The following is a 20,787-nucleotide window of genomic DNA, read 5'->3' as shown; positions in this document are numbered from 1 at the left end:
GGCCTTTTGTCGGAACGGATTGGTGCCATGTGAGCACTGAGTTTCAGCAGTAATGATCCGGGAAGCTGGTTTGCCTGACTTCTCACGAGTGCCGGATCAGTGTCCATGCCTCTCGCAACGCGAATGCAATTCAACGCGCCCTCTGTCATCTCTTGCTTGCAATGGGTCTCAGTGGAGTTCCCTATTTCCCTCGCGGAGAAATTTTGAAATTTCGATAACATAATTATATAGTTACAATCATTTACAGCGGTGGAAACAAATTCAATTCATGCGGCCCCGAAGTGCCTGAACGTCAATTACTAAAAATTTAGTTTGACACATACGCAAAAAATCGCTGATGCTGTTCTGCATCCGGTTCCCGCCGGAGAACCATAATTTTTGGGAGGAGACAGATGCGGAGACATCTACTTTCCGCAGTGGCGGCGGCTGCCGTCATTGCGGGGCACGGGTCCGCTTGGGCCGACGAAGCCGCAGCACAACGTTGGATCGACGACGAATTCCAGCCATCGACCTTGTCGAAAGACGAACAGATGGCCGAGATGCAATGGTTTATCCAAGCTGCACAGCCCTACGCTGGCATGGAAATCAACGTCCTGTCCGAAGGTATTCCGACGCATTCCTACGAGTCGGAGGTTCTGACCAAGGCGTTTGAAGAAATCACCGGCATCAAGGTCAATCACCAGATCCTTGGCGAAGGCGAAGTGGTCCAGGCTGTTCAGACCCAGATGCAGACAGGTCGGAACCTGTATGACGGCTATGTCAACGACAGTGACCTGATTGGTACCCACTCACGTCTGCAACTGGCCTATCCGCTGACCGACATGATGGGCGGCGACTGGGCGGCGACAACCTCGCCGACAATCGATCTGGATGACTTCATGGGCATTCAGTTCACCACCGGGCCGGACGGCAAGCTGTATCAGCTGCCCGACCAGCAGTTTGCGAACCTTTACTGGTTCCGCAAGGACTGGTTCGATGACGAGGCCAACAAGGCCGCGTTCAAAGAGAAATACGGCTATGATCTGGGCGTTCCGGTCAACTGGTCGGCCTATGAAGACATCGCCGAGTTCTTCACCAATGACGTGAAAGAAGTCGACGGCGTTGCGATCTACGGCCACATGGACTACGGCAAGCGCGCGCCCGACCTTGGCTGGCGCATGACCGACGCCTGGCTTTCGATGGCCGGTGCTGGTGACAAGGGCGAGCCGAACGGTATTCCGGTTGACGAATGGGGCATCCGCATGGAAGCGGGCACCTGTAACCCGGTCGGCGCCTCGGTGTCGCGCGGTGGTGCTGCAAACGGTCCGGCTGCGGTCTATGCGATCCGCAAATGGGACGAATGGCTGCGGGCCTACGCGCCTCCGGGTGCGGCGTCTTATGACTTCTATCAGTCGCTGCCGGCACTGAGCCAAGGCAACGTGGCCCAGCAGATTTTCTGGTACACCGCCTTTACCGCCGACATGGTGAAGCCGAAGTCCGAAGGCAACAACACCGTGGATGACGAAGGCACTCCGCTGTGGCGGATGGCGCCCAGCCCGCACGGCCCCTACTGGGAAGAAGGTCAGAAGGTTGGCTATCAGGACGTGGGTTCCTGGACGTTCCTGAAATCGACCCCCTCGGATCGTGCGCAGGCAGCCTGGCTTTATGCTCAGTTCGTGACGTCCAAGACTGTTGATGTGAAGAAGTCCCATGTGGGTCTGACCTTCATCCGCGACAGCTCGGTCAACCACGAGTCGTTCACCGAACGCGCATCCAAGCTGGGTGGCCTGGTCGAATTCTATCGCTCGCCTGACCGCGTGGCATGGTCGCCAACCGGCATCAACGTACCGGACTATCCAAAGCTGGCACAGATCTGGTGGCAGCAGATCGGTGACGTGAACTCGGGCGCCTTCACACCGCAAGAGGCGATGGACCGTCTGGCCGAAGAGATGGACATCACCATGGCTCGTATGCAGGCCGCGGATGAAAGCGCCGGTGTCTACGGTGGCTGTGGCCCGCGTTTGAATGAACCGCAGGACGACGCATTCTGGCTGGAAAAAGCGGGTTCGCCCAAGGCCAAGCTGGAAAACGAAAAGCCGCAGGGCCAGACCGTCAACTATGACGAACTGGTTAAGCGCTGGCAGTCCCAGTAAAAGCAACATCGTAGGCCGGGCTAAAGCCCGGCCTACCCCTGAATGCCCCGCGAGTTTCCCAGATGATCGAACTTCAAGACGCGACCAAACGGGTCGGCAACGTCATCCATATCAAGCCAACCAACCTGACGCTGCAAACCGGCCATTTCAACGTGCTATTGGGCGCGACAGGTTCCGGAAAAACGTCACTGATCAAGATGATGGCCGGGTTGGACCCGATCGCCTCGGGCAAGGTCCTGATGGATGGACAGGACGTGACACGGTTGAACACGCAAAAGCGGCAGATCAGCCTGGTGCACCAGTTTTTCGTGAACTACCCACATATGACCGTATTTGACAACATCGCCTCGCCCCTGCGCGTGGCTGGCATGGCTAAGTCCGAGATCGATGGCCGCGTGGAAGAGGCCGCCGATCTGCTGCAACTGCGCCCCATGCTGCACCGCCGCCCGCATGAGCTGTCGGGCGGGCAACAACAGCGAACCGCGCTGGCGCGTGCCATCGCAAAAGAAAGCCGCGCCGTCTTCCTTGATGAGCCGCTGGCGAACCTTGATTATAAACTGCGCGAAGAGCTGCGCGAACAACTGCCCGATCTGTTCGCTGGTCGCGGGGCCGTCGTTGTCTACGCCACCTCGGAGCCTGAAGAGGCATTGCTGTTGGGAGGCTACACCGCACTGATGGAAGACGGCCGTGTGACCCAGTTCGGCCCAACCACAGACATTTATCGTAATCCGGAAAACATTGCCGCGGCGCGTGTTTTCTCGGACCCGCCTATCAATGTGGCTCGTATCACCGTTGCCAGCGCCCGGGCGCAATTGGCAGGTAATGTCGGCTGGGCTGTCTCGGACATGTCCGACGGGGAATATATGGTCGCCGTGCGCCCTCATCGCGTGACGCCATTTCGTACGTCTGACGCCGATGTCGAACTGACTGGACGTGTGATCGTGACCGAACTGTCAGGTTCGGATTCCAGCGCGCATTTCCAGCATGGTGATGAAGCCTGGGTTTCACTCGCCGCTGGTGTGCATCCCTATCAGGTCGGCGAAGATCACAGTTTCTACATGAACCCGGCGCATTGCCGGTACTTCAGCCAAGACGGCAAAAGGGTGGCCTGACATGGCACAGATCAAGCTTTCAAGCCTCCGACACAGCTATATGCCGTCACCAAAAGGCCCCGAGGACTATGCGCTGAAGGAAATCGACGTGACATGGCGCGATGGCGGGGCCTATGCGCTTTTGGGGCCATCAGGTTGTGGCAAGTCCACGCTGCTGAACATCATATCCGGTCTTCTTACCCCCTCAGAAGGCCGGATACTGTTCGATGATAAGGACGTCACCGCCCTGCCCCCGGACCAACGCAACATCGCGCAGGTATTTCAGTTCCCGGTGATCTACGACACGATGACCGTGGGCGAGAACCTGGCCTTCCCGTTGAAGAACCGGGGTGTCGACGCCGAAACCATCAAGCGTCGCGTTCTGGAAATCGCCGAGATGTTGGACGTCACGGACATGCTGAACACCCGCGCGTCAGGTCTGAGCCCGGACAACAAACAGAAGATCTCGATGGGTCGCGGCCTTGTTCGCGACGACGTGAATGCGGTGATGTTTGATGAACCGCTGACCGTGATCGACCCGCACCTGAAATGGAAACTGCGGTCCAAGCTGAAAGAGCTGCATCAGCGCGTGCGGGCAACCATGATCTACGTGACGCACGACCAGACCGAGGCGCTGACCTTCGCCGACGAGGTGGTGGTAATGCAGGACGGTGAAGTGGTTCAGATCGGAACGCCGGTCGAACTTTTCGAACGGCCACAGCACACATTTGTCGGCCATTTCATCGGCTCGCCGGGCATGAACGTCCTTCCATGTGAAGCCAAAGGCGACCGCGCCGTTTTTGAAGGGCACGAGGTCATGCTGGAAGGTCCCACACATGGTGACGGCGGCCGCACCGATCTGGGTATCCGCCCGGAATATGTAGGTTTCGGCGACACCGGCATTCCGGCACATGTGACTAAGGTCGCCGATATCGGCCGCCACTATGTGGTCAGCGCCGTGGTCGGCAACACCGCCCTCAAGGTTGTGACCGAACACAGTGTACCGGAACCGGGATCACAGGTCTTCTTGCAATTCAAACCCGAACAATCCCGCGTCTACCGCGACGGCTGGATCGCAACTCAGGAGCGGGCGCAATGAGAACGGAAAACCAAAAAGCATGGTTCTTTGTCCTGCCCGTTCTTGCGCTGGTGGCGTTCAACGCGCTGGTGCCCATGATGACGGTGGTCAACTACTCGGTGCAGGAAACCTTCGGCAACAACCAGTTCTTCTGGGAAGGTTTGGGCTGGTTCGAACAGATCCTGCGATCCGACCGGTTTCAGGCAGCACTTGGTCGGCAATTCCTATTCACCTTCCTAATCCTGCTGATCGAGGTGCCCTTGGGCATCATCGTCGCCCTGTCGATGCCGCGCAAGGGCTTTTGGGTGCCGGTCTGTTTGGTGCTGATGGCTTTGCCGATGCTGATCCCATGGAACGTTGTGGGTTCGATGTGGAACATCTTCACTCTGCCCAAAATCGGATTGCTGGGATATTTCCTGAATGACGTGCTGGGCATCAACTATGATATGACGCAACAGCCGCTTTCGGCCTGGACCACCGTCATCGTCATGGATGTGTGGCACTGGACGTCGCTGGTCGTGCTGCTGTGCTATGCTGGCCTCGTGTCGATCCCCGACGCCTATTATCAGGCCGCCAAGATCGACGGCGCCAGCCCGTGGTCAGTGTTCCGCTATATCCAGTTGCCCAAGATGAAGACGGTTCTGACCATCGCTGTTCTGCTGCGGTTTATGGACAGCTTCAACATCTATACTGAGCCATTCGTGCTGACCGGCGGCGGTCCCGGCAACTCGACCACCCTGCTGTCGATTGACCTTGTGAAGATCGCACTGGGGCAGTTCGACCTTGGCCCGGCGGCAGCGATGAGCCTGATCTACTTCGCCATCACGCTGCTGGTGTCGTGGCTCTTCTACACTCTGATGACAAAGGACGACGCAGAATGAAAAAGCGGTCCATCATCCCGATCCTCTATATCGCGTTCCTGATGCTGCCGATCTATTGGCTGGTGGCGATGTCCTTCAAGACAACGAACGAGATTCTGTCGGGCTTTTCCCTGTTTCCCCAGACTTTTACGCTGGAAAACTATATTACCATCTTCACAGACCCAACCTGGTACTGGGGTTACATCAACTCGATCACCTATGTGACTCTGAACACAGTGCTTTCCGTCTGCGTTGCCTTGCCTGCGGCTTATGCGTTCTCGCGCTATCGGTTCCTCGGTGACAAGCAACTGTTCTTCTGGCTATTGACCAACCGCATGGCCCCAGCGGCGGTGTTCGCCCTGCCGTTCTTCCAGCTCTATTCGTCGATCCACCTTTTCGACACCTATCTGGCCGTGGCTTTGGCCCATACGCTGTTCAACGTGCCGCTGGCGGTGTGGATTCTGGAAGGGTTCATGCGTGGTATCCCAAAGGAGCTGGATGAAACCGCCTATGTGGATGGATATTCGTTCCCGCGCTTCTTCGTGACAATCTTCCTGCCCAACATCAAGGCAGGTGTCGGTGTCGCGGCGTTCTTCTGCTTTATGTTCTCATGGGTGGAAATGCTGCTGGCCAAGACCCTGACCGCGGTCGAGGCCAAGCCCATCGCTGCTGTGATGACCCGTACAGCATCCAGTGCCGGGTACGAATTGGGTCTGCTGGCCGCCGCGGGCACCCTGACCATCATCCCTGGTGCCATTGTCATCTGGTTTGTTCGCAACTACATCGCGCGTGGCTTCGCGATGGGACGTGTGTGAGGTTCGACATGCGAAAACTGCTTCTCACCCTCCCCTTCCTGCCCTCAACAGCCTTTGCCCAGGCCAAGGCCGGATGGGGCAATGTCGGACAAGAGGCCGAAAAAGGGTTCTCGTGGACGGACCCCCTTTGGCCTGATTTCTGGATGGCATGGACACCTGCCACGCTGGCCGTGTTTGTCGGTATCTTCTCGGCCATAGCATGCATTGGCTTGCTGGAGGGCTTCAAATTCCGCGACGGAATTGAACGGCGCGGGGTTCTGGGGCTGACAACCACGCTGGGGGATCGCCTGTTCATCACCCTTCTGGGGGCCGCATATATTTTCCTGGCGTGGCTTGGACTGGTCGGGCAACCCGTCTGGACACCGCTGTTCCTGTCCATTGGCTGGGGCGTTTTTGTTTTCTGGAAAGTTTAGACTTTGAGAAATCGCGAAAGGATGCTTGTCTGTCAGGCATACTAACCATGACGACACCGAGACCAATGCGAAAGAAAAAGACAACAAATCTGCTGACCGAGGTCGAACTGGAGTTCATGAACGAGCTCTGGGCCCTCGGGCAAGGCTCGGTGCGTGATGTCCTGGACCGCCTGCCATCAGAACGCAACCTGGCCTATACATCCGGGGCCACGATCCTGCGCATTCTGGACGAGAAGGGTTTTGTGGAAAGCCACAAGTCGGGAAAGACCCTGATCTATACGCCGCTTCTGGAAAAGGACAGATATCAGGCCCGTTCGCTTCAAAATCTGTCGCGCACGCTTTTCGACGACACCCCCGCCACACTGGTGGCGCGGCTGGTCGACGACGCGGGGCTGAGCGAAGCCGACCTGGAGGAAATTCGAGCACTGGTAGAGAGGAGACTGCAAAATGACAGCGGTTAGACCGGTTCTCGACGCATTCATCGAACTCAACATCGTGCTGGCATTTTCGGCGGTCATCTGGCTGGTGACCCGCACGGCCCTAAGCCGCACCGTCCTACGCAATGGCTATGTCGCACAGTTGCGGGTGCTCAAGACCTTGAGCATTTGTGTTCTTGCCAGTCCGTTTCTCGCGGTTTGCGTGTCGTCGCTGGCGACTTACGTTTGGCCGGGCAGTGCCGTGGCCCTTGGCGATATCGCCGTTGCAGCCTATCTGCGCGGTGACATCGCAATGCCTGCCACGCAGTTCGAAGCACTGCTGAACACCCGCGAAAGGTGGGTTGATCTGGCATTGTCCGGACAGCAGCCTGTGATCACCCTCGTTGCCGCCATACTTGCCTGTATCGCAGCCGTGTACGCTGCGCGTGCTTTGCGGGACGCAATGACGATCCGTCAGACTGTCAATTCCAGTTTTCTTTGGCGGCGGTCCGCCAAGGTGGATATTCGACTTTCCGATCGCATCACTGTGCCCTTTGCCGTGCGAGGACTTCGCCGCCGCCACGTCGTTCTACCCAGCCATCTGCTGGACACCCCGCGCGAGTTGCGTTTTGCACTTGCCCACGAGTTTCAGCATATCCGTACGGGTGACGTCGAATGGGAACTGGGGTTTGAGCTGCTGCGTCCGCTGTTGTTCTGGAACCCGGCCTATCTGATGCTCAAGTATCAGTTCGGCCGGCTGCGCGAGTTGGCCTGCGACCAGTCGGTTGTTGCGCGCAAACGGATTGATGCGCGGGAATACACGGCGTGCCTGCTGGACTATTGCGCCCGGACAATCTCAACCAACAGCCCACGCGTTCTGAATGTTGCTTTTGTGACTGGCGGCAAGGCAAAACGCGTGTTGCGGCAACGTGTAATCGCGCTGACCGATGTTCAGCCATCGGTACCTGCCCTACCGGGAGTGTTCCTTGGAATGACGCTGATCTTTGGTGCGCTTTTGGCTCTGGGGTCGGCCTCAATCCAGCAGACACGGGATTGGAGCCATGACCGCCTGATGCTGTCGACAGTGGTCAACCTGGAACGGCTGGAAGCGCGCAATCAGGGGAACTGACCTGATCGCTTACCAGCCGCGACGCCCGAACAGCGAGTGAAGCCGCCCCTGATCGGCAAAAGGCTCGGGCGTTTGCACGCGTTCCAGCCGTGCCACTACGCGCGCGACAAGAACCCATCCTATGACAGCAAAGATGACGCCCCCAAAAGCCTGACCCAGCAGAACGCCCGACGCCCCGGCGATTTGTGAGCCAATCATGGCAAACACCCATGTGCCAATAGTGTGACGACCCCAGTTTATCCATGTGGAATAGACCGGATGGCCCAGATTGTTGAAACTGGCATTTGTCACAAAAATCACACCGTTGAAGAACGAAGCCAATGCCAGCGGGCCGCAGAACAGATAAATCAGTACGCGCGTTTCCCCCTGGGCTGCGAACAAATTCGCAATTGGCGAACGCAGTAAAAACAAAATGGCCGACATGCAAAGAACGTAGATTGCGGTGAACTTGATCCCGGCCAAAAACGCGGCACGCACGCGATCAAATTTTTCTGCCCCGAAATTCTGCCCGATGATTGGCCCTATCGCGCCGGACAGCGCAAAGATGACCGAAAACGCCACCGGCAACAGCCGCCCAATCACCGCCATGCCCGCAACCGCATCCGTTCCAAACTGTGCAATTTCCCGCACTACGATGGCATTCCCGATCGGCGTGGCGACATTCGTCAGAACGGCAGGGATTGCGATGGCCCGCACGGGCCGAAAATCCTGTGCCACCTGTTTCAGCGATGGGCGTGCAAATCCCTGATGCACCCGCAGCGCGGGCCACAATGCTGCTCCCAACATGCATAGCCGCGCCAGAACCGAGGCTATCGCGGCCCCATCCAACCCCAGCCCGACGGCAAAGATCAAAATCGGGTCAAGAACTGCATTCACAACGCCGCCGTAAATCGTTGCCATCATTGATCGGCGCGCATCGCCGTGCGCGCGCAGCACAGCCATCGCCGCCATCGCAATCGACATCACCCACATGGTCGGCAGAATGATCGACACATAACGCGTCGCCAGCCGCAAAACCTCGCCCTTTGCGCCAAGCAGCGACAGCAGAAAACTGACGTTCAGCAACACCAGAACAGAGGTTACCAACCCGACGATCAGCCCCAGAACGGCGACACTGGATGCGTATTGCCTTGCCTGTTCAGCCCGCCCGCCGCCCAACTCACGCGCGACCAGCGCCCCGGCAGAAATCGACAGACCGATATTGATTGCGTTGGTGAAAAACAGCAGCGTCCCGGCATAACCTACCGCTGCGGCCAGCGCGTCGTTGCCCAGCATCGAGATAAAGACCATATCGACAAAATCGACAGCAAATATCGCCATCAATCCAATGCTCGTGGTCAGCGACATGCGCGTCACATGTAGCATCAGACTGCCACTTAGAAAGATTGCCTTACCTGCCGATTTTTCCACCAAGTCTTTGGTCGTCCCACCTGCGCGACCCGGACGGGCCCATGATGCCACTGCGTTCGACAAGGGAAAGCCCCGGACAACGCCTAAGTAAACTCACGCGTTTCCGGGGCTTTGTACACCGAATATTTCAGTTCAGGCTCAGCCGACCGGAATTACACAAAGCGGTTCACGTAGTTCTCAAGCACTTCCTGACGCCCCGAGCGTGGCTGAGGATTGAGGTCTTCGGCAAGCACCCGCGCTGCAATCTCGTCGAGGCCAAAGGTTAGCATCGCCTGAGCTTTAGGCGTTTTCCAGCCTGCATACCGGTCGGCCAGCGCCTGTTCCAGACCACCATCTTCAAGCATCGCAGCTGCCGCCTTCAGGCCCCGGGCGCAGATATCCATCCCGCCCACATGCGCCGCGATCAGGTCTTCGGCATCGATGGATTGCCTGCGAAGCTTGGCGTCGAAATTGGTACCACCCGTGGTAAACCCGCCCGCTTTCAGGATGTGGTAATAAGCCAGCGCGACTTCAGGCGTGTTGTTGGGGAACTGATCCGTATCCCACCCGGACTGGTAATCGTTCCGGTTCATGTCGATGGACCCAAGCATACCTTCGGCCGAGGCAACAGCGATCTCATGTTCAAAGCCGTGTCCTGCCAGGATTGCGTGCCCTTGTTCCAGGTTCAGCTTGACCTCATCCTCAAGGCCGTACTTGCGCAGGAAACCGATGCAGGTTGCCGCATCGAAGTCATATTGATGCTTGGACGGCTCCTGCGGTTTGGGTTCTACAAGGATCGTGCCTTTGAAGCCGATCTTGTGCTTGTACTCGACCACCATGTTCAGGAACCGGCCCATATGATCCAGTTCGGCCTTCATGTCGGTATTGAGCAGCGTCTCGTAGCCCTCGCGCCCGCCCCAAAGCACATAGTTTTCGCCGCCCAGCTTGTGGGTCGCGTCCAAACAGGATTTCACCGTGGCGGCGGCAAATGCAAAGACATCTGGGTCGGGGTTGGTGCTGGCACCCCCCATCCAGCGACGGTGGCTGAACATATTGGCTGTGCCCCACAACAGCTTGGTGCCGGATGCCTGCATCTTTTCACCGATATATTCGGTGATCTCGTTCAAAGTGCGCAGATTGTCGGCGAAGTTCCCCTGTTCGGGGCGGATATCCGCGTCATGCCAGCAGAAATAGGGTTGGCCAAGGATCTCGAACATCTCAAAGGCGACATCGGCCTTCATTTTGGCGCGGCCCATGTCGTCTTGCGGATGCCATGGGCGTTCAAAAGTCGAGCCACCAAACGGATCCCCGCCTTCCCAGGCGAACGAGTGCCACCACGCCACGGCAAAACGCAGGTGATCCTCCATACGCTTACCCATCACGATCTCGTCCGGGTTGTAGTGACGGAATGCGAGCGGGTTCTTACTGTTCTCGCCCTCGAATTGGACCTGCTCGATCCCCTGAAAGAAACCGCTCGTCATCTCGTTTACCTCATTCCGTCTTTTCGCCGGGCTTCTTGCCCAGAATGATCATCGACAACAGATCGTCATCCGTGACATCGGCGATGTCGACAGTGCCAACCAGTTGCCCGTTTTTCATGACCGAAGCCCGGTCGCACAACTCCATCACTGCATGCACGTCGTGGTCGATCAGGAAAATCCCGATCCCCTGCGCCTTGAGCTGCTGGATCAGGTCCGCCACCATCTGTGTTTCGTGCGGGCCAAGCGCGGCTGTGGGCTCGTCCATGATCAGGATACGCGCATTGAAATATACCGCCCGCGCAATGGCCACTGACTGCCGCTGACCGCCGGATAGCGCCGAGACCGGGTCGTTGAACTTCTGAAAATTCGGGTTCAACTGTGCCATGATCTTGCGGCATTCGGCCTCCATCGCGGCATCATTGACCAGCCCGAAGGGCGTGACCATTTCCCGCCCCAGGAAAAGGTTCGAACTTGCATCCAGATTGTCCGCCAAGGCCAGCGTCTGGTAGATCGTCTCGATATTGTTGGCACGCGCATCACGGGGGTTGTTGATCTCAACCTTCTTGCCGTCGATCAGAATCTCTCCGTGGTCCATTTGATAGGCGCCGGAAAGCACCTTGATCAGCGTAGATTTGCCGGCCCCGTTGTGGCCCAGAAGGCCCACAACCTCGCCCGGGTACAGATCGACCGAGACACGGTCCACCGCCTTGATACCGCCGAACGAAATCGAGATATCGCGCATTTCGACAAGCGGAGGCTGGCCGGACCCACGGCCCGAAGTTTGGTTCTGTGTTTCTTGTGCTTGCATCATTTCGCTCCCAGACGTTTGCGATAGACGATGTCGATATAGACGGCCAAAACCAGAACGGTGCCCACGACGATGTTCTGAAACGGTGCGTCCACGCCAACCATGGCCATGCCCGATTGCAGCGCCTGCATGATCAGCGCGCCAAGGATCGCGCCGTAAATCGTACCGATACCGCCAGACAGGGCGGTGCCGCCGATCACGGCCGCAGCAATCACGCGAAGCTCATCCAATGTGCCGATATCGTTCGAGTGGTTGGCCAGACGGGCCGAGGCCACGACCGCCGACAGCGCACACAGGAACCCCATCAGGGCAAAGATCTTGACGGTCATCATACGGGTATTGATGCCCGACAGTTCCGCCGCATCCGGGTTGCCCCCCGTGGCAAAGATATAGCGGCCAAATCGGGTTTTGCGGGCCACAACAGTCAAGGTTACTGCAACAAGGATCAGGATCAGAACCGAGATCGGGATACCATAACCCACAACAAGCCCTTCAGGCATGGTCTCGCCCCGCGCTTCGAACATACGTTCCAGCCTGCGTGTGGGGATCGAGTAACTGTTGACGATCAAGACATAGCCCATAATGGCAATGCCAATGATCCCCGCCAAAGTTGTTTCGGCCCAAACCGGTTTCACAGGGAACCCATGGGCAGCCTTGGAGCGGCGTCCGCTCCACAACGCCCAGACCGCAATAGCGGTGGCGGCAAGGCCGAACAGAAGGCTGACCGTTGTTCCCAACGTCCCGTTGGTTCCGCCAAATATCAGGAACGTGCTGTCCAGCGGGCCGATTGTCTGGCCATCGGTCATGTACCAGGCGACGTTGCGCCAGACCAGAAAACCGCCAAGCGTCACGATAAAGGCCGGTATCGTCAGATAGCCTACCATCCAACCGTGGAATGCGCCGATCAAGGTTCCGACTGCGAGGCCGACAACAAGGGTGATTGCCCAAGTCGCCGGGTGATTTAAACCTAACCCCAGCACGTTCGGCAGAAGTTCGGTCTGTGTCATCGCCATGACGGCGGATGTGGTCGCCAGCAGCGCGCCGACCGAAAGATCAATGTGGCGCATCACGATAATGAACACCATGCCGCAGGCCATTATCGCGACCGAGACGGTCTGGATCGACAGGTTGAACAGGTTTCTGGGCGTCAGAAAACGGCCATCCGTTACGATGTTGAAGCCGATGCACAGGATGATGAAGGCGCCGATCATGCCCAATAGCCGCATGTCCAGTTCCAGTTGCTGGAACAGGTTGGCCTTTGCTTTTTGGGGTACCGGCTGAGACGAAGTTTCGGTCATATCCGATCTTTCATGTTCAGCTATGGTCTCTGGCCCGGCCTTGCGGGCCAGAGACATTATGGTTTGGAGACTTGACTTAGTTGCAGGGTGCAGGGCCGTTTTCGACGCCCTGGCACAGGTCTTCCAGCGGAATCCAGCCAGCATCGACCACAACGGAAAGGTTGTCTTTTGTGATCGGCACAGGCGCCAGGAAGACTGACGTCATTTCGGTCCCACCGGGCGAAGTCCAACTGACCGCGCCTTCGACGTCCGCCGCAGCCGTTCCACCGCTCAGCGCGACTGCGATTTCACCTGCGGCCTTGCCCAGCTCACGTGCGTCTTTCCAGACCGAAACGGTTTGCGTGCCTTTGGCCACCCGGTTCAGCGCCGCATGGTCGCCATCCTGACCCGACACCGGAATGCCGTCCATACCTTGTGCGGTCAGTGCAGCAACTACACCGCCTGCGGTTCCGTCATTTGACGCGACCACAGCATCAACTTTGTTTTCGTTGGCCGTCAGGATCTGTTCCATGTTGCGCTGCGCGTTCGCAGGCAGCCAGCCGTCGGTATAGGCTTCGCCAACGATCACAATGTCACCACTGTCAACAGCACCCTGAATGATCTCCTGTTGACCACCGCGCAGGAAATCCGCGTTCGGGTCGGTGGGCGAGCCCTTGATCATCACATAGTTGCCTTTGGGCATGGCGTCGAACACCGCACGCGCCTGCATACGACCGACTTCGACATTGTCAAAAGTCAGGTAGAAGGCCCGATCATCTTCGATCAGACGGTCATACGCGATGACTGGGATACCTTCGTCAGCCGCTGCCTGAACAGCTGGACCGATGGCCTGGGAATCCTGGGCCAGAATGATCAGCGCATCAACGCCCTGGGCGATCAGGCTTTCAATATCCGACAACTGCTTGGCCGACGACGATTGCGCATCTGCCGAAATATACTCGGCACCGCCCGCCTCAAGCGCGGCTTTGATTGCCGCTTCATCGGTTTTCCAGCGCTCTTCCTGGAAGTTCGACCAGCTTACACCGACCGTGGTTTCTGCAAACGCAACCGTCCCCATCAGGACGGCCACAGCAGAAGCGCTGAGAATTCGTTTCATGATTTCCTCCCGGTTTATTGAGCCATCGCTTCATGATTCGTGGCTCTCACAATTCTGCGTAGCATATTTATTTCAGTCAGTAAAATATTTATGCTACCCGAAAGAAGAAAAACCGCTTACGCTTGGGAAATCACCAGATTCGCGAGGGCAGAATGCTGAAAAGCAAGGTTTCTTCAAACGCTACGGATCAACGAAACATCACCCGCTTGCGCGTGCTGGAACAAATCCGGTCGACCGGAGCGATATCGCGGATCGACATTGCAAGCGCGCTTGAGACCAGCCCGGCGACAGTGACAGCGGCAACGTCAGATCTGCTTTCAGCTGGTCTGATTCAGGAAATCGAAAGCGAAACACCGTCAAAATCCGCGCGCCGCGGCAGACCCCGTGTGCTGCTGAAACTGCATGGCGGATGTCACCTGATTGCAGGTGTAAAAGTGGCCCGGCACCAGATTTCAGTCATCCTAGTCGATTTTGAAGGCACTGAGATCATCTCCTACACACATCCGTTGGAAGAGGCCCGGATGGCTCCGGAGGCGTTTGCAAAAAAGATATGCGCGGCGCTGGAACAGGCCTGCGCCTCTGCAAGCAGGTCCCTGACAGAGGTCTCCGGCGTCTGCATCGGGATTGCCGGACTGGTCGACGCAGAGCGGAATTTTGTACATTGGTCATCTTCGCTGACAGAGCGCAACGTGGATCTGAGCCCGCTTCTGTCCCAAGCGCTCCCCTGCCCAGCATTTATCGAGAACGACGCCAATCTGGTTGCAAAGGCCGAACAGCTTTTCGGTCTTGGCAAAGGGCTGAAGAACTTTCTGGTTGTCACGATAGAACACGGCATTGGTCTGGGCATTGTTTTGGATGGCAAGCTTTATCGCGGCGAGCGCGGCTGCGGCGCGGAATTCGGGCATGTCAAAGTTCAGCTGGATGGCGCATTGTGCCAGTGCGGGCAACGCGGATGCCTTGAAGCTTATGTTGGGGAATATGCCCTGATCCGCGAGGCAACCATTGCCAGTCAGGCAACTGACCCGCACACTCTTGCCGATATTCACGCCGCCGCCCAATCCGGTGATGCCCGGTCCATTTCAGTTCTGTCCCGCGCTGGCCAGATGTTTGGAATGGGGCTTTCCAACTTGATCAATCTGTTCGATCCGGAATGTATCATCCTGTCCGGCACCCGAGGCAGCTTTGAATACCTGCATTCTGAGGCAGTGATGACCCGTATCAAAAACGGTGTCGTCAGCGTTGACGCGCCACTGCCTGAAATCAACGTAAACCATTGGGGGGATTCAATGTGGGCAAAAGGGGCAGCAGCCTATGGGATCGAACAAGTCTCGATCCTGAAAGTCAGGGAACTGGCGGAAAATGCGAGTTGAACTGACGATCCTGCTAGCGACAGCGTCTGCCGCCACGGCCGACATCAACCTTCCGCAGTTTCACAGCATCGACATCCCCAGCCATGTTTACGACGGCGGATGGGAGCACTTCGTGGGCGGAGGCATCGCCGTTTTCGACTGCAATGGCGATGATCGGCCCGAACTGTTTGCCGCAGGGGGAACCAACCCGGCGCAATTGTTTGTCAACACATCAGGACCCGATGTCAGTTTTCGGTCAGAAACGCCAAGCGCACTGTCCCTGACCGGCGTGACCGGTGCCTACTCACTGGATATCGATGGGGACGGGTTTCTGGATCTGGCGGTTTTGCGCGTTGGCGAAGACGTTTTGTTGCGTGGCAAAGCGAATTGCGCATTTGAACCGTTCACCTCGTTGAATTTCCAGTCTCAGGATCACTGGACCACCGGTTTTTCCGCCACCTGGGAAAGTGGTCAAACCCTGCCGACACTGGCTTTTGGAACATATGTCGACCGAACCAATCCCGATGGCCCGTTTGAAGCCTGCGGGCCGACGCTTTTGTATCGCCCAGAAGGGACGGCCTATGGCCCGCCTCTCCACCTGGTACCGGGACATTGTTCCTTGTCCATTCTGTTTTCCGACTGGGCGCGCACCGGGCGCGCGGACCTGCGTGTCAGTAACGACCGCCATTACTATGTGCGCGGCGGGCAAGAGCAGCTTTGGGCTATGGAAGACACGCCACGCCTTTACGCGCCGGAAGATGGGTGGCTGCCCTATTCGATCTGGGGCATGGGGATTGCATCACGGGATATATCAGGGGACGGCTTCCCTGATGTTTACCTGACCTCGATGGGGGATCAGAAGTTTCAGATCTTTGATCCCACTGCAGAGGGGCCGACATGGCGCGACGCGACTTATGACCGGGGGACAACGGCGCACAGGCCGCATGTCGGTGGCGATGGTCGCCCCTCAACCGGCTGGCATGCGCAGTTCGGCGACGTCAATAACGACGGGCGCGACGACATATTTGTCGCCAAGGGCAATGTCGAACAGATGCCTGATGCGGCGCAAACCGACCCCAACAACCTGTTGCTGCAATCCGCAAATGGTCAGTTTTACGAAGCTGCCTCAGCGGCGGGTGTCGCCTCTATGGGCAAGTCCCGCGGTGGGGCCCTGGCGGACCTGAACGGGGATGGATCGCTTGATCTGGTCGTGGTCAATCGCGGGTCAGCGCTTGAGGTATTTCAGAACGAACAACAACTTGGAAACTGGATTCAGGTTGATCTTGGCCAGGATCGTCCCAACCGCGCAGCTGTCGGAAGCTTCATCGAGGTTAAAACCACCGACGGAATCCAAACGCGGGAAGTGACCATTGGTGGCGGCCATGCAAGCGGCATCTCCGGGCTTCACCACTTTGGCTTGGGCCACGCGGACGAACTGGAGCTGCGGGTTATCTGGCCAGACGGCACGGTTGGTGATTGGCAGACCTTCAGAAGCAACCAAGTGCTTCGCATCGACCGCTGATCATTGATCAACAGGCAAACCGCTGGGAACATGCGCTGGCACACCCAGCCGGACTGCCGGGTCTTCCAATGTGCTGAGAAAACTCAAAATGGCGTTCACCTCGTCATCACTCAGGCTGATTGGGGCCAGATCATTCGACGCTGCAATCGCCTCGGTCAGCGTGGGGTCGAGCAAGGCTTTTTGATCTTCCGCGCCCGGAAACTCTGGCAAAGCTGCTTTTTCAACCGAGTAGCTGCGCAGAGCTGCGACCGGGCCCAGATGATGACGGACAACATCTTCAAGCCGCGCGTAGGCTCCGTTGTGACCATAGGGTGCCGTAAGGGTCACATTGCGCAAGGATGGCGTGCGAAATGTGAAGGCGTCATCCGCATTGCCCGTCACACGCAATCGCCCGTCATCGCGAACATGGTTCTCGAACCGGGCGGCTTTTCCCGGCCCGATTTGCGGCATGGCGATAGAATGAAATCCATGATCCGTCTGGAACCAGCCGGAATGGCAGGTGCTGCACCCGGCTTTGCCGTAAAAAAGGTCGAGCCCCATTTGTGCCTGTTCGGGCAGCGCCTCTTTCCCCTGCATCGCGCGATCAAACAGGCTGTTGTCAGCGCGCCATTCAAAGGCGATGAAATCGGCAATGATATTGGCGATTGCGGTAAAAGTGATCTCTTCTCCGGGCGCGAGCTGGTCAAAGCGCGCCCTGTATTCCGGGATTGCGGCAACACGCGCCGCGATAAGGTCCCATGCGCCGTCCTTTTGGGTCAGCAAACCAAGACGCACAGCTTTGCTCACTTCGTTTTCCGAATAGTGGCCCGCCATTTCGTCAGCCGACAAGACCGGGAACATCGCTTGCGCGGCCAGTGCAGATTGGAAGCCCGGCCTCATATCTGTGCCCAAGGGCGTTCGGAACCCGTCAGGCTGTGACGGGTCTGCCTCAAGACGCCCGTCATGAAAAAAGGTGGTGAATTCCAGCGCTCCAAGGTTCCACAGCCCCGGTGCATTTCGGGGAATGCGCTGCTCGGGCATGTTTTCCTGATCAAGCCTGCGCGCTGCCCCCAGCCCCACACCGCCTTCGCCGATACCCAGAGACAGCGCGTCTGACGTTCCCAGTTTCGGATGATGACAAGTGGCGCAGCTGATGTTTTTGTTCCCCGACAGGATCGGGTCGTAAAACAGCAACTGTCCCAGTTCGACCTTGACAAGGTCCGGTTCTACAAATTGCGGAAGCGACCCGAGGTCCTGCGCCTGCGCCTGCGCCGCCGACAGTGTCACGCAAAAGGCCAGAGCATACACCGATGCCGCAACTTTCATGCCTGATCCTCTGCGATTTCCAACGTCAGAACTTGTTTATACGGATTGTCCGGAGAATAGATGACGGACGGAAACAAGGGGTGGTTCACAGCGTCCGTGTAACCGGAAGGCTCAATGCAAAGCCCTGCGCATGGCGTGAAAGGATCGGACAGGTGCGCGGCGGAATAGACCTGCGCGCCGGGCTGATCAGAGTAGATATTCATACGCAAACCTGACGGTGTTTCGACTGTGGCAACCGGTCGATCGAAATTGCCCGCCTCTTCAAACACGAAGTAGTGGTCAAGGCCGCGCCCCTCATCACCGATAACGCGCGGGGATGAGAAATCCAGCGCTTGGTTTTCGATCTCATCCACGACGCCTGTCGGAGTGGAGCTGTCGTCCAGTTCCAGTACCCGCTTGGAATTCAGGGTCAAACGGTTGCCAAGAATACCGCTTTGGCACCCAAGAGTATAGTAATTGTGCTGCGCAATGCTGATCGGCGTAGGCCGGTCCGGCCATGCGGTGATCGTGTAAGTCAGCCGTGGAAAAGCCAGCTCGACATGAATCACGAATCTGATTTCTCCGGGAAAACCGTCAGCGCCGTCAGGTGACGTCAAGGACAGAACCGCACGGTTCGGCTTGGTCTTCCTGATAATCCAGTGGCTGCGTGACAGCCCGACCACACCGCCATGCAGCGTGTTTTCCCCCTCATTCGCCATCAGGCGATAAGCGGCATCCTGAATTTTAAACTTTGCGCCACCGATCCGATTGGCGACGCGACCCACGATTGCACCCAGAAAATACGGGTCCGTCAGATATTCCTGCGGGTTTGGATAGCCCAGGATCAAGGGCGTTTCACCGATCCACCACCCTTGTGTGATCGCCCCATAGCTCAGCAGGGAAACCGACATCGCACCATCTTCCAGAACAACCTGTTCGATGGGTAGGGAAGTGACGCCCTTCATCATGGCGTAGACAAGGGGGATAGTGCCGCATAAAACTGGCGATATCTTTGATATTCAGCCTCATAGGCATCGAATAACCCCGCGCGCGGCTGAACAATTTCAGAGATTTCTGGCGATGTCATGAGTTCCACCGGGTCTGCGCCGTCTACTGCACAGGCAGCAAGGCGCGCCGCGCCGATGGCGGCTCCGAATTCACTGCCTTTGGGCAAGGCAAGCGGGACGCTCAGAACAGTTGCCAGCGTCTCGACCCAGAACCGGGATCGTGCGCCCCCACCCACAACCATCAGGCTTTCAGGCTTTGTTCCCGTGCTCCTGAGGGCCTCAAGGCAATCGCGCAGCGCGAATGAGACACCTTCCATCACGGACTGTGCAAGATCCGCTGGATCCGACGCAATATCCAACCCAAGAAACGCCCCCCGGATGGCGCTGTCATTATGAGGGGTACGTTCCCCCGACAGGTATGGCAGGAACTTGGTCTTCGACGGCCCGGTGACGGTATCCGGCAAAGCCGATGCGAGTGCACCAACGGATTGGCCGAGATTCCGGGACAGCCAGTTCAGGCTGTTGGTCGCCGACAGGATGACGCCCATTTGAATCCAGCGCTCCGGCACCGCGTGGCAGAAGCAGTGAACCGCCGTTTCCGGTGCGGGCGCGTAACTGTCCTTGGCAACCAGCAGCACACCCGACGTTCCCAGCGATAGAAAACCGCTGCCTTCGGCGATGCTTCCAATACCACAGGCCGCCGCCGCGTTGTCGCCAGCCCCGCCGGCAACGACAACGGGTCCGGTCAGACCCCAGTGCTGCAAAATCTCCGCCCTCAGCTCGCCCCCGGCAGCGCTACCTTCGACCAGTTCGGGCATCTGATCCCAACGCATGTGGCTTAGCTCAAGCGCTGTTTCCGACCATTCACGGCATCCGACGTCCAACCACGCTGTACCCGCGCTGTCAGACATGTCGCTGATGTATTCTCCGGTCAGCCAGAAGCGTAAATAGTCTTTGGGGAGCAAGACTTTGGCGGTCTTTTCAAAAACGTCAGGTTCATGCCTGCGCACCCATTCCAGTTTAGGCGCAGTAAAGCCGGGAAAAACGATGTTTCCGGTGATCGATCGCATCGCGGAAAGCGCATCCAGTTCGGCAGCTTCACGGGCAGACCTGGTGTCGTTCCAAAGGATACAGGGCCTCAAGACGCTACCATTTCGGTCCAGAAGCGTCGCGCCATGCATATGCCCGCTAAGACCAATGCCGCGCACTGCCGAAAACGCAGCGTTGTTTTGCCCGCGCAACTGGGCAAAGACCTTTTGACACGCTTCAACCCAATCCGCAGGTTCTTGCTCTGACCAGCCCGGATGCGGTGTCGATGTATTCACGCTTGCTTCGGCCTCGGCAACGACGTCGCCGTCTTCACTGACCACAATTCCCCGAAGACCTGACGTCCCCAAATCAAGACCGAGATACACCTGTTCCTCCCACTTGTAAGCCGCAATACGTAGGCAACAGAAACCCAGTTTTGCAAAGGTATCAGGCTTCACTGGCACAGTTTGCGCTAACATAACAAGGTGAAACAACACAAGGCACATAAAAATTGATGCCGTGCTGGACAGCACCGAATGACCGGGACCCAGACAGCGACCAATGCGAAGGCACCCGGTGAGAGGTGACCT

At 57.6% G+C, this 20,787-nt stretch carries 18 protein-coding genes; 10 read left to right on the top strand and 8 right to left on the bottom strand.

Going from position 1 to position 20,787, the window contains the following annotated elements:
• The first annotated feature begins 392 nt into the window (after positions 1-392).
• The 8 genes from ACR0LL_RS01955 to ACR0LL_RS01920 all read left to right on the top strand — a co-directional run bounded on the left by ACR0LL_RS01955 (position 393) and on the right by ACR0LL_RS01920 (position 7,934).
• Positions 393-2,132, top strand: a complete 1,740-nt coding sequence (locus tag ACR0LL_RS01955; RefSeq protein ID WP_480476378.1) for an ABC transporter substrate-binding protein — start codon at positions 393-395, stop codon at positions 2,130-2,132.
• 62 nt (positions 2,133-2,194) lie between these two features.
• Positions 2,195-3,244, top strand: coding sequence for an ABC transporter ATP-binding protein (locus tag ACR0LL_RS01950; protein WP_267364649.1), 1,050 nt, complete (start codon positions 2,195-2,197; stop codon positions 3,242-3,244).
• A gap of 1 nt (position 3,245) precedes the next feature.
• Positions 3,246-4,322, top strand: a complete 1,077-nt coding sequence (locus ACR0LL_RS01945; protein WP_480583459.1) for an ABC transporter ATP-binding protein — start codon at positions 3,246-3,248, stop codon at positions 4,320-4,322.
• Complete coding sequence (locus ACR0LL_RS01940; protein ID WP_480583456.1) at positions 4,319-5,182, top strand: carbohydrate ABC transporter permease; 864 nt, start codon at positions 4,319-4,321, stop codon at positions 5,180-5,182. Before ACR0LL_RS01945 ends, ACR0LL_RS01940 begins: the two co-directional genes overlap by 4 nt.
• Positions 5,179-5,976 (top strand): carbohydrate ABC transporter permease, encoded by a 798-nt coding sequence (locus ACR0LL_RS01935; protein WP_155139158.1) that lies wholly within the window; start codon positions 5,179-5,181, stop codon positions 5,974-5,976. The genes ACR0LL_RS01940 and ACR0LL_RS01935 overlap by 4 nt, the downstream gene beginning before the upstream one ends.
• Positions 5,977-5,984: 8 nt before the next feature.
• Entirely contained in the window at positions 5,985-6,389 is a 405-nt protein-coding gene (locus ACR0LL_RS01930; protein WP_480583453.1) for a DUF2160 domain-containing protein, read from the top strand.
• 65 nt (positions 6,390-6,454) lie between these two features.
• Positions 6,455-6,850, top strand: coding sequence for a BlaI/MecI/CopY family transcriptional regulator (locus tag ACR0LL_RS01925; protein WP_209504337.1), 396 nt, complete (start codon positions 6,455-6,457; stop codon positions 6,848-6,850).
• Complete coding sequence (locus tag ACR0LL_RS01920) at positions 6,837-7,934, top strand: M56 family metallopeptidase (protein ID WP_480583451.1); 1,098 nt, start codon at positions 6,837-6,839, stop codon at positions 7,932-7,934. The genes ACR0LL_RS01925 and ACR0LL_RS01920 overlap by 14 nt, the downstream gene beginning before the upstream one ends.
• A 9-nt stretch (positions 7,935-7,943) precedes the next feature.
• On the opposite strand, the gene ACR0LL_RS01915 is transcribed toward ACR0LL_RS01920, so the two are convergent.
• The 5 genes from ACR0LL_RS01915 to xylF all read right to left on the bottom strand — a co-directional run bounded on the left by ACR0LL_RS01915 (position 7,944) and on the right by xylF (position 14,006).
• A complete protein-coding gene (locus tag ACR0LL_RS01915) occupies positions 7,944-9,299 on the bottom strand; it encodes an MATE family efflux transporter (RefSeq protein ID WP_480583448.1) in 1,356 nt (451 codons plus the stop codon).
• A gap of 197 nt (positions 9,300-9,496) precedes the next feature.
• A complete protein-coding gene (gene xylA, locus ACR0LL_RS01910; RefSeq protein ID WP_480583446.1) occupies positions 9,497-10,804 on the bottom strand; it encodes a xylose isomerase in 1,308 nt (435 codons plus the stop codon).
• A gap of 10 nt (positions 10,805-10,814) precedes the next feature.
• A complete protein-coding gene (locus ACR0LL_RS01905; RefSeq protein WP_267364642.1) occupies positions 10,815-11,612 on the bottom strand; it encodes an ATP-binding cassette domain-containing protein in 798 nt (265 codons plus the stop codon).
• Entirely contained in the window at positions 11,612-12,910 is a 1,299-nt protein-coding gene (locus tag ACR0LL_RS01900; protein ID WP_267364641.1) for a sugar ABC transporter permease, read from the bottom strand. Before ACR0LL_RS01900 ends, ACR0LL_RS01905 begins: the two co-directional genes overlap by 1 nt.
• A gap of 76 nt (positions 12,911-12,986) precedes the next feature.
• Positions 12,987-14,006 carry a D-xylose ABC transporter substrate-binding protein gene (gene xylF, locus ACR0LL_RS01895; protein ID WP_267364640.1) on the bottom strand — a complete coding sequence of 340 codons (1,020 nt, stop codon included), beginning with the start codon at positions 14,004-14,006 and terminating at the stop codon, positions 12,987-12,989.
• 152 nt (positions 14,007-14,158) lie between these two features.
• Between xylF and ACR0LL_RS01890 the strand changes: the two genes are divergently transcribed.
• Together ACR0LL_RS01890 and ACR0LL_RS01885 are read left to right on the top strand one after the other, a co-directional pair.
• Complete coding sequence (locus ACR0LL_RS01890; protein ID WP_480583443.1) at positions 14,159-15,376, top strand: ROK family transcriptional regulator; 1,218 nt, start codon at positions 14,159-14,161, stop codon at positions 15,374-15,376.
• Complete coding sequence (locus tag ACR0LL_RS01885) at positions 15,366-16,877, top strand: CRTAC1 family protein (protein WP_480583440.1); 1,512 nt, start codon at positions 15,366-15,368, stop codon at positions 16,875-16,877. The genes ACR0LL_RS01890 and ACR0LL_RS01885 overlap by 11 nt, the downstream gene beginning before the upstream one ends.
• On the opposite strand, the gene ACR0LL_RS01880 is transcribed toward ACR0LL_RS01885, so the two are convergent.
• The 3 genes from ACR0LL_RS01880 to xylB are packed head-to-tail and all read right to left on the bottom strand — an operon-like array spanning position 16,878 to position 20,583.
• Positions 16,878-18,182: a cytochrome-c peroxidase gene (locus tag ACR0LL_RS01880; protein ID WP_480583437.1), complete on the bottom strand. Its 1,305-nt coding sequence runs from the start codon at positions 18,180-18,182 to the stop codon at positions 16,878-16,880.
• The gene (locus ACR0LL_RS01875) at positions 18,179-19,126 is read right to left on the bottom strand and encodes an aldose epimerase family protein (protein WP_480583434.1); all 948 of its coding nucleotides are present in this window, start codon (positions 19,124-19,126) and stop codon (positions 18,179-18,181) included. The genes ACR0LL_RS01880 and ACR0LL_RS01875 overlap by 4 nt, the downstream gene beginning before the upstream one ends.
• Positions 19,126-20,583, bottom strand: a complete 1,458-nt coding sequence (gene xylB, locus ACR0LL_RS01870; protein WP_480583431.1) for a xylulokinase — start codon at positions 20,581-20,583, stop codon at positions 19,126-19,128. Before xylB ends, ACR0LL_RS01875 begins: the two co-directional genes overlap by 1 nt.
• Positions 20,584-20,787: the final 204 nt, after the last annotated feature.

It is taken from the genome of Ruegeria sp. AI2 (assembly GCF_056541275.1).
Note: the sequence above shows the minus strand (reverse complement) of the source record. Positions and strands in the feature narration are given on the sequence as shown.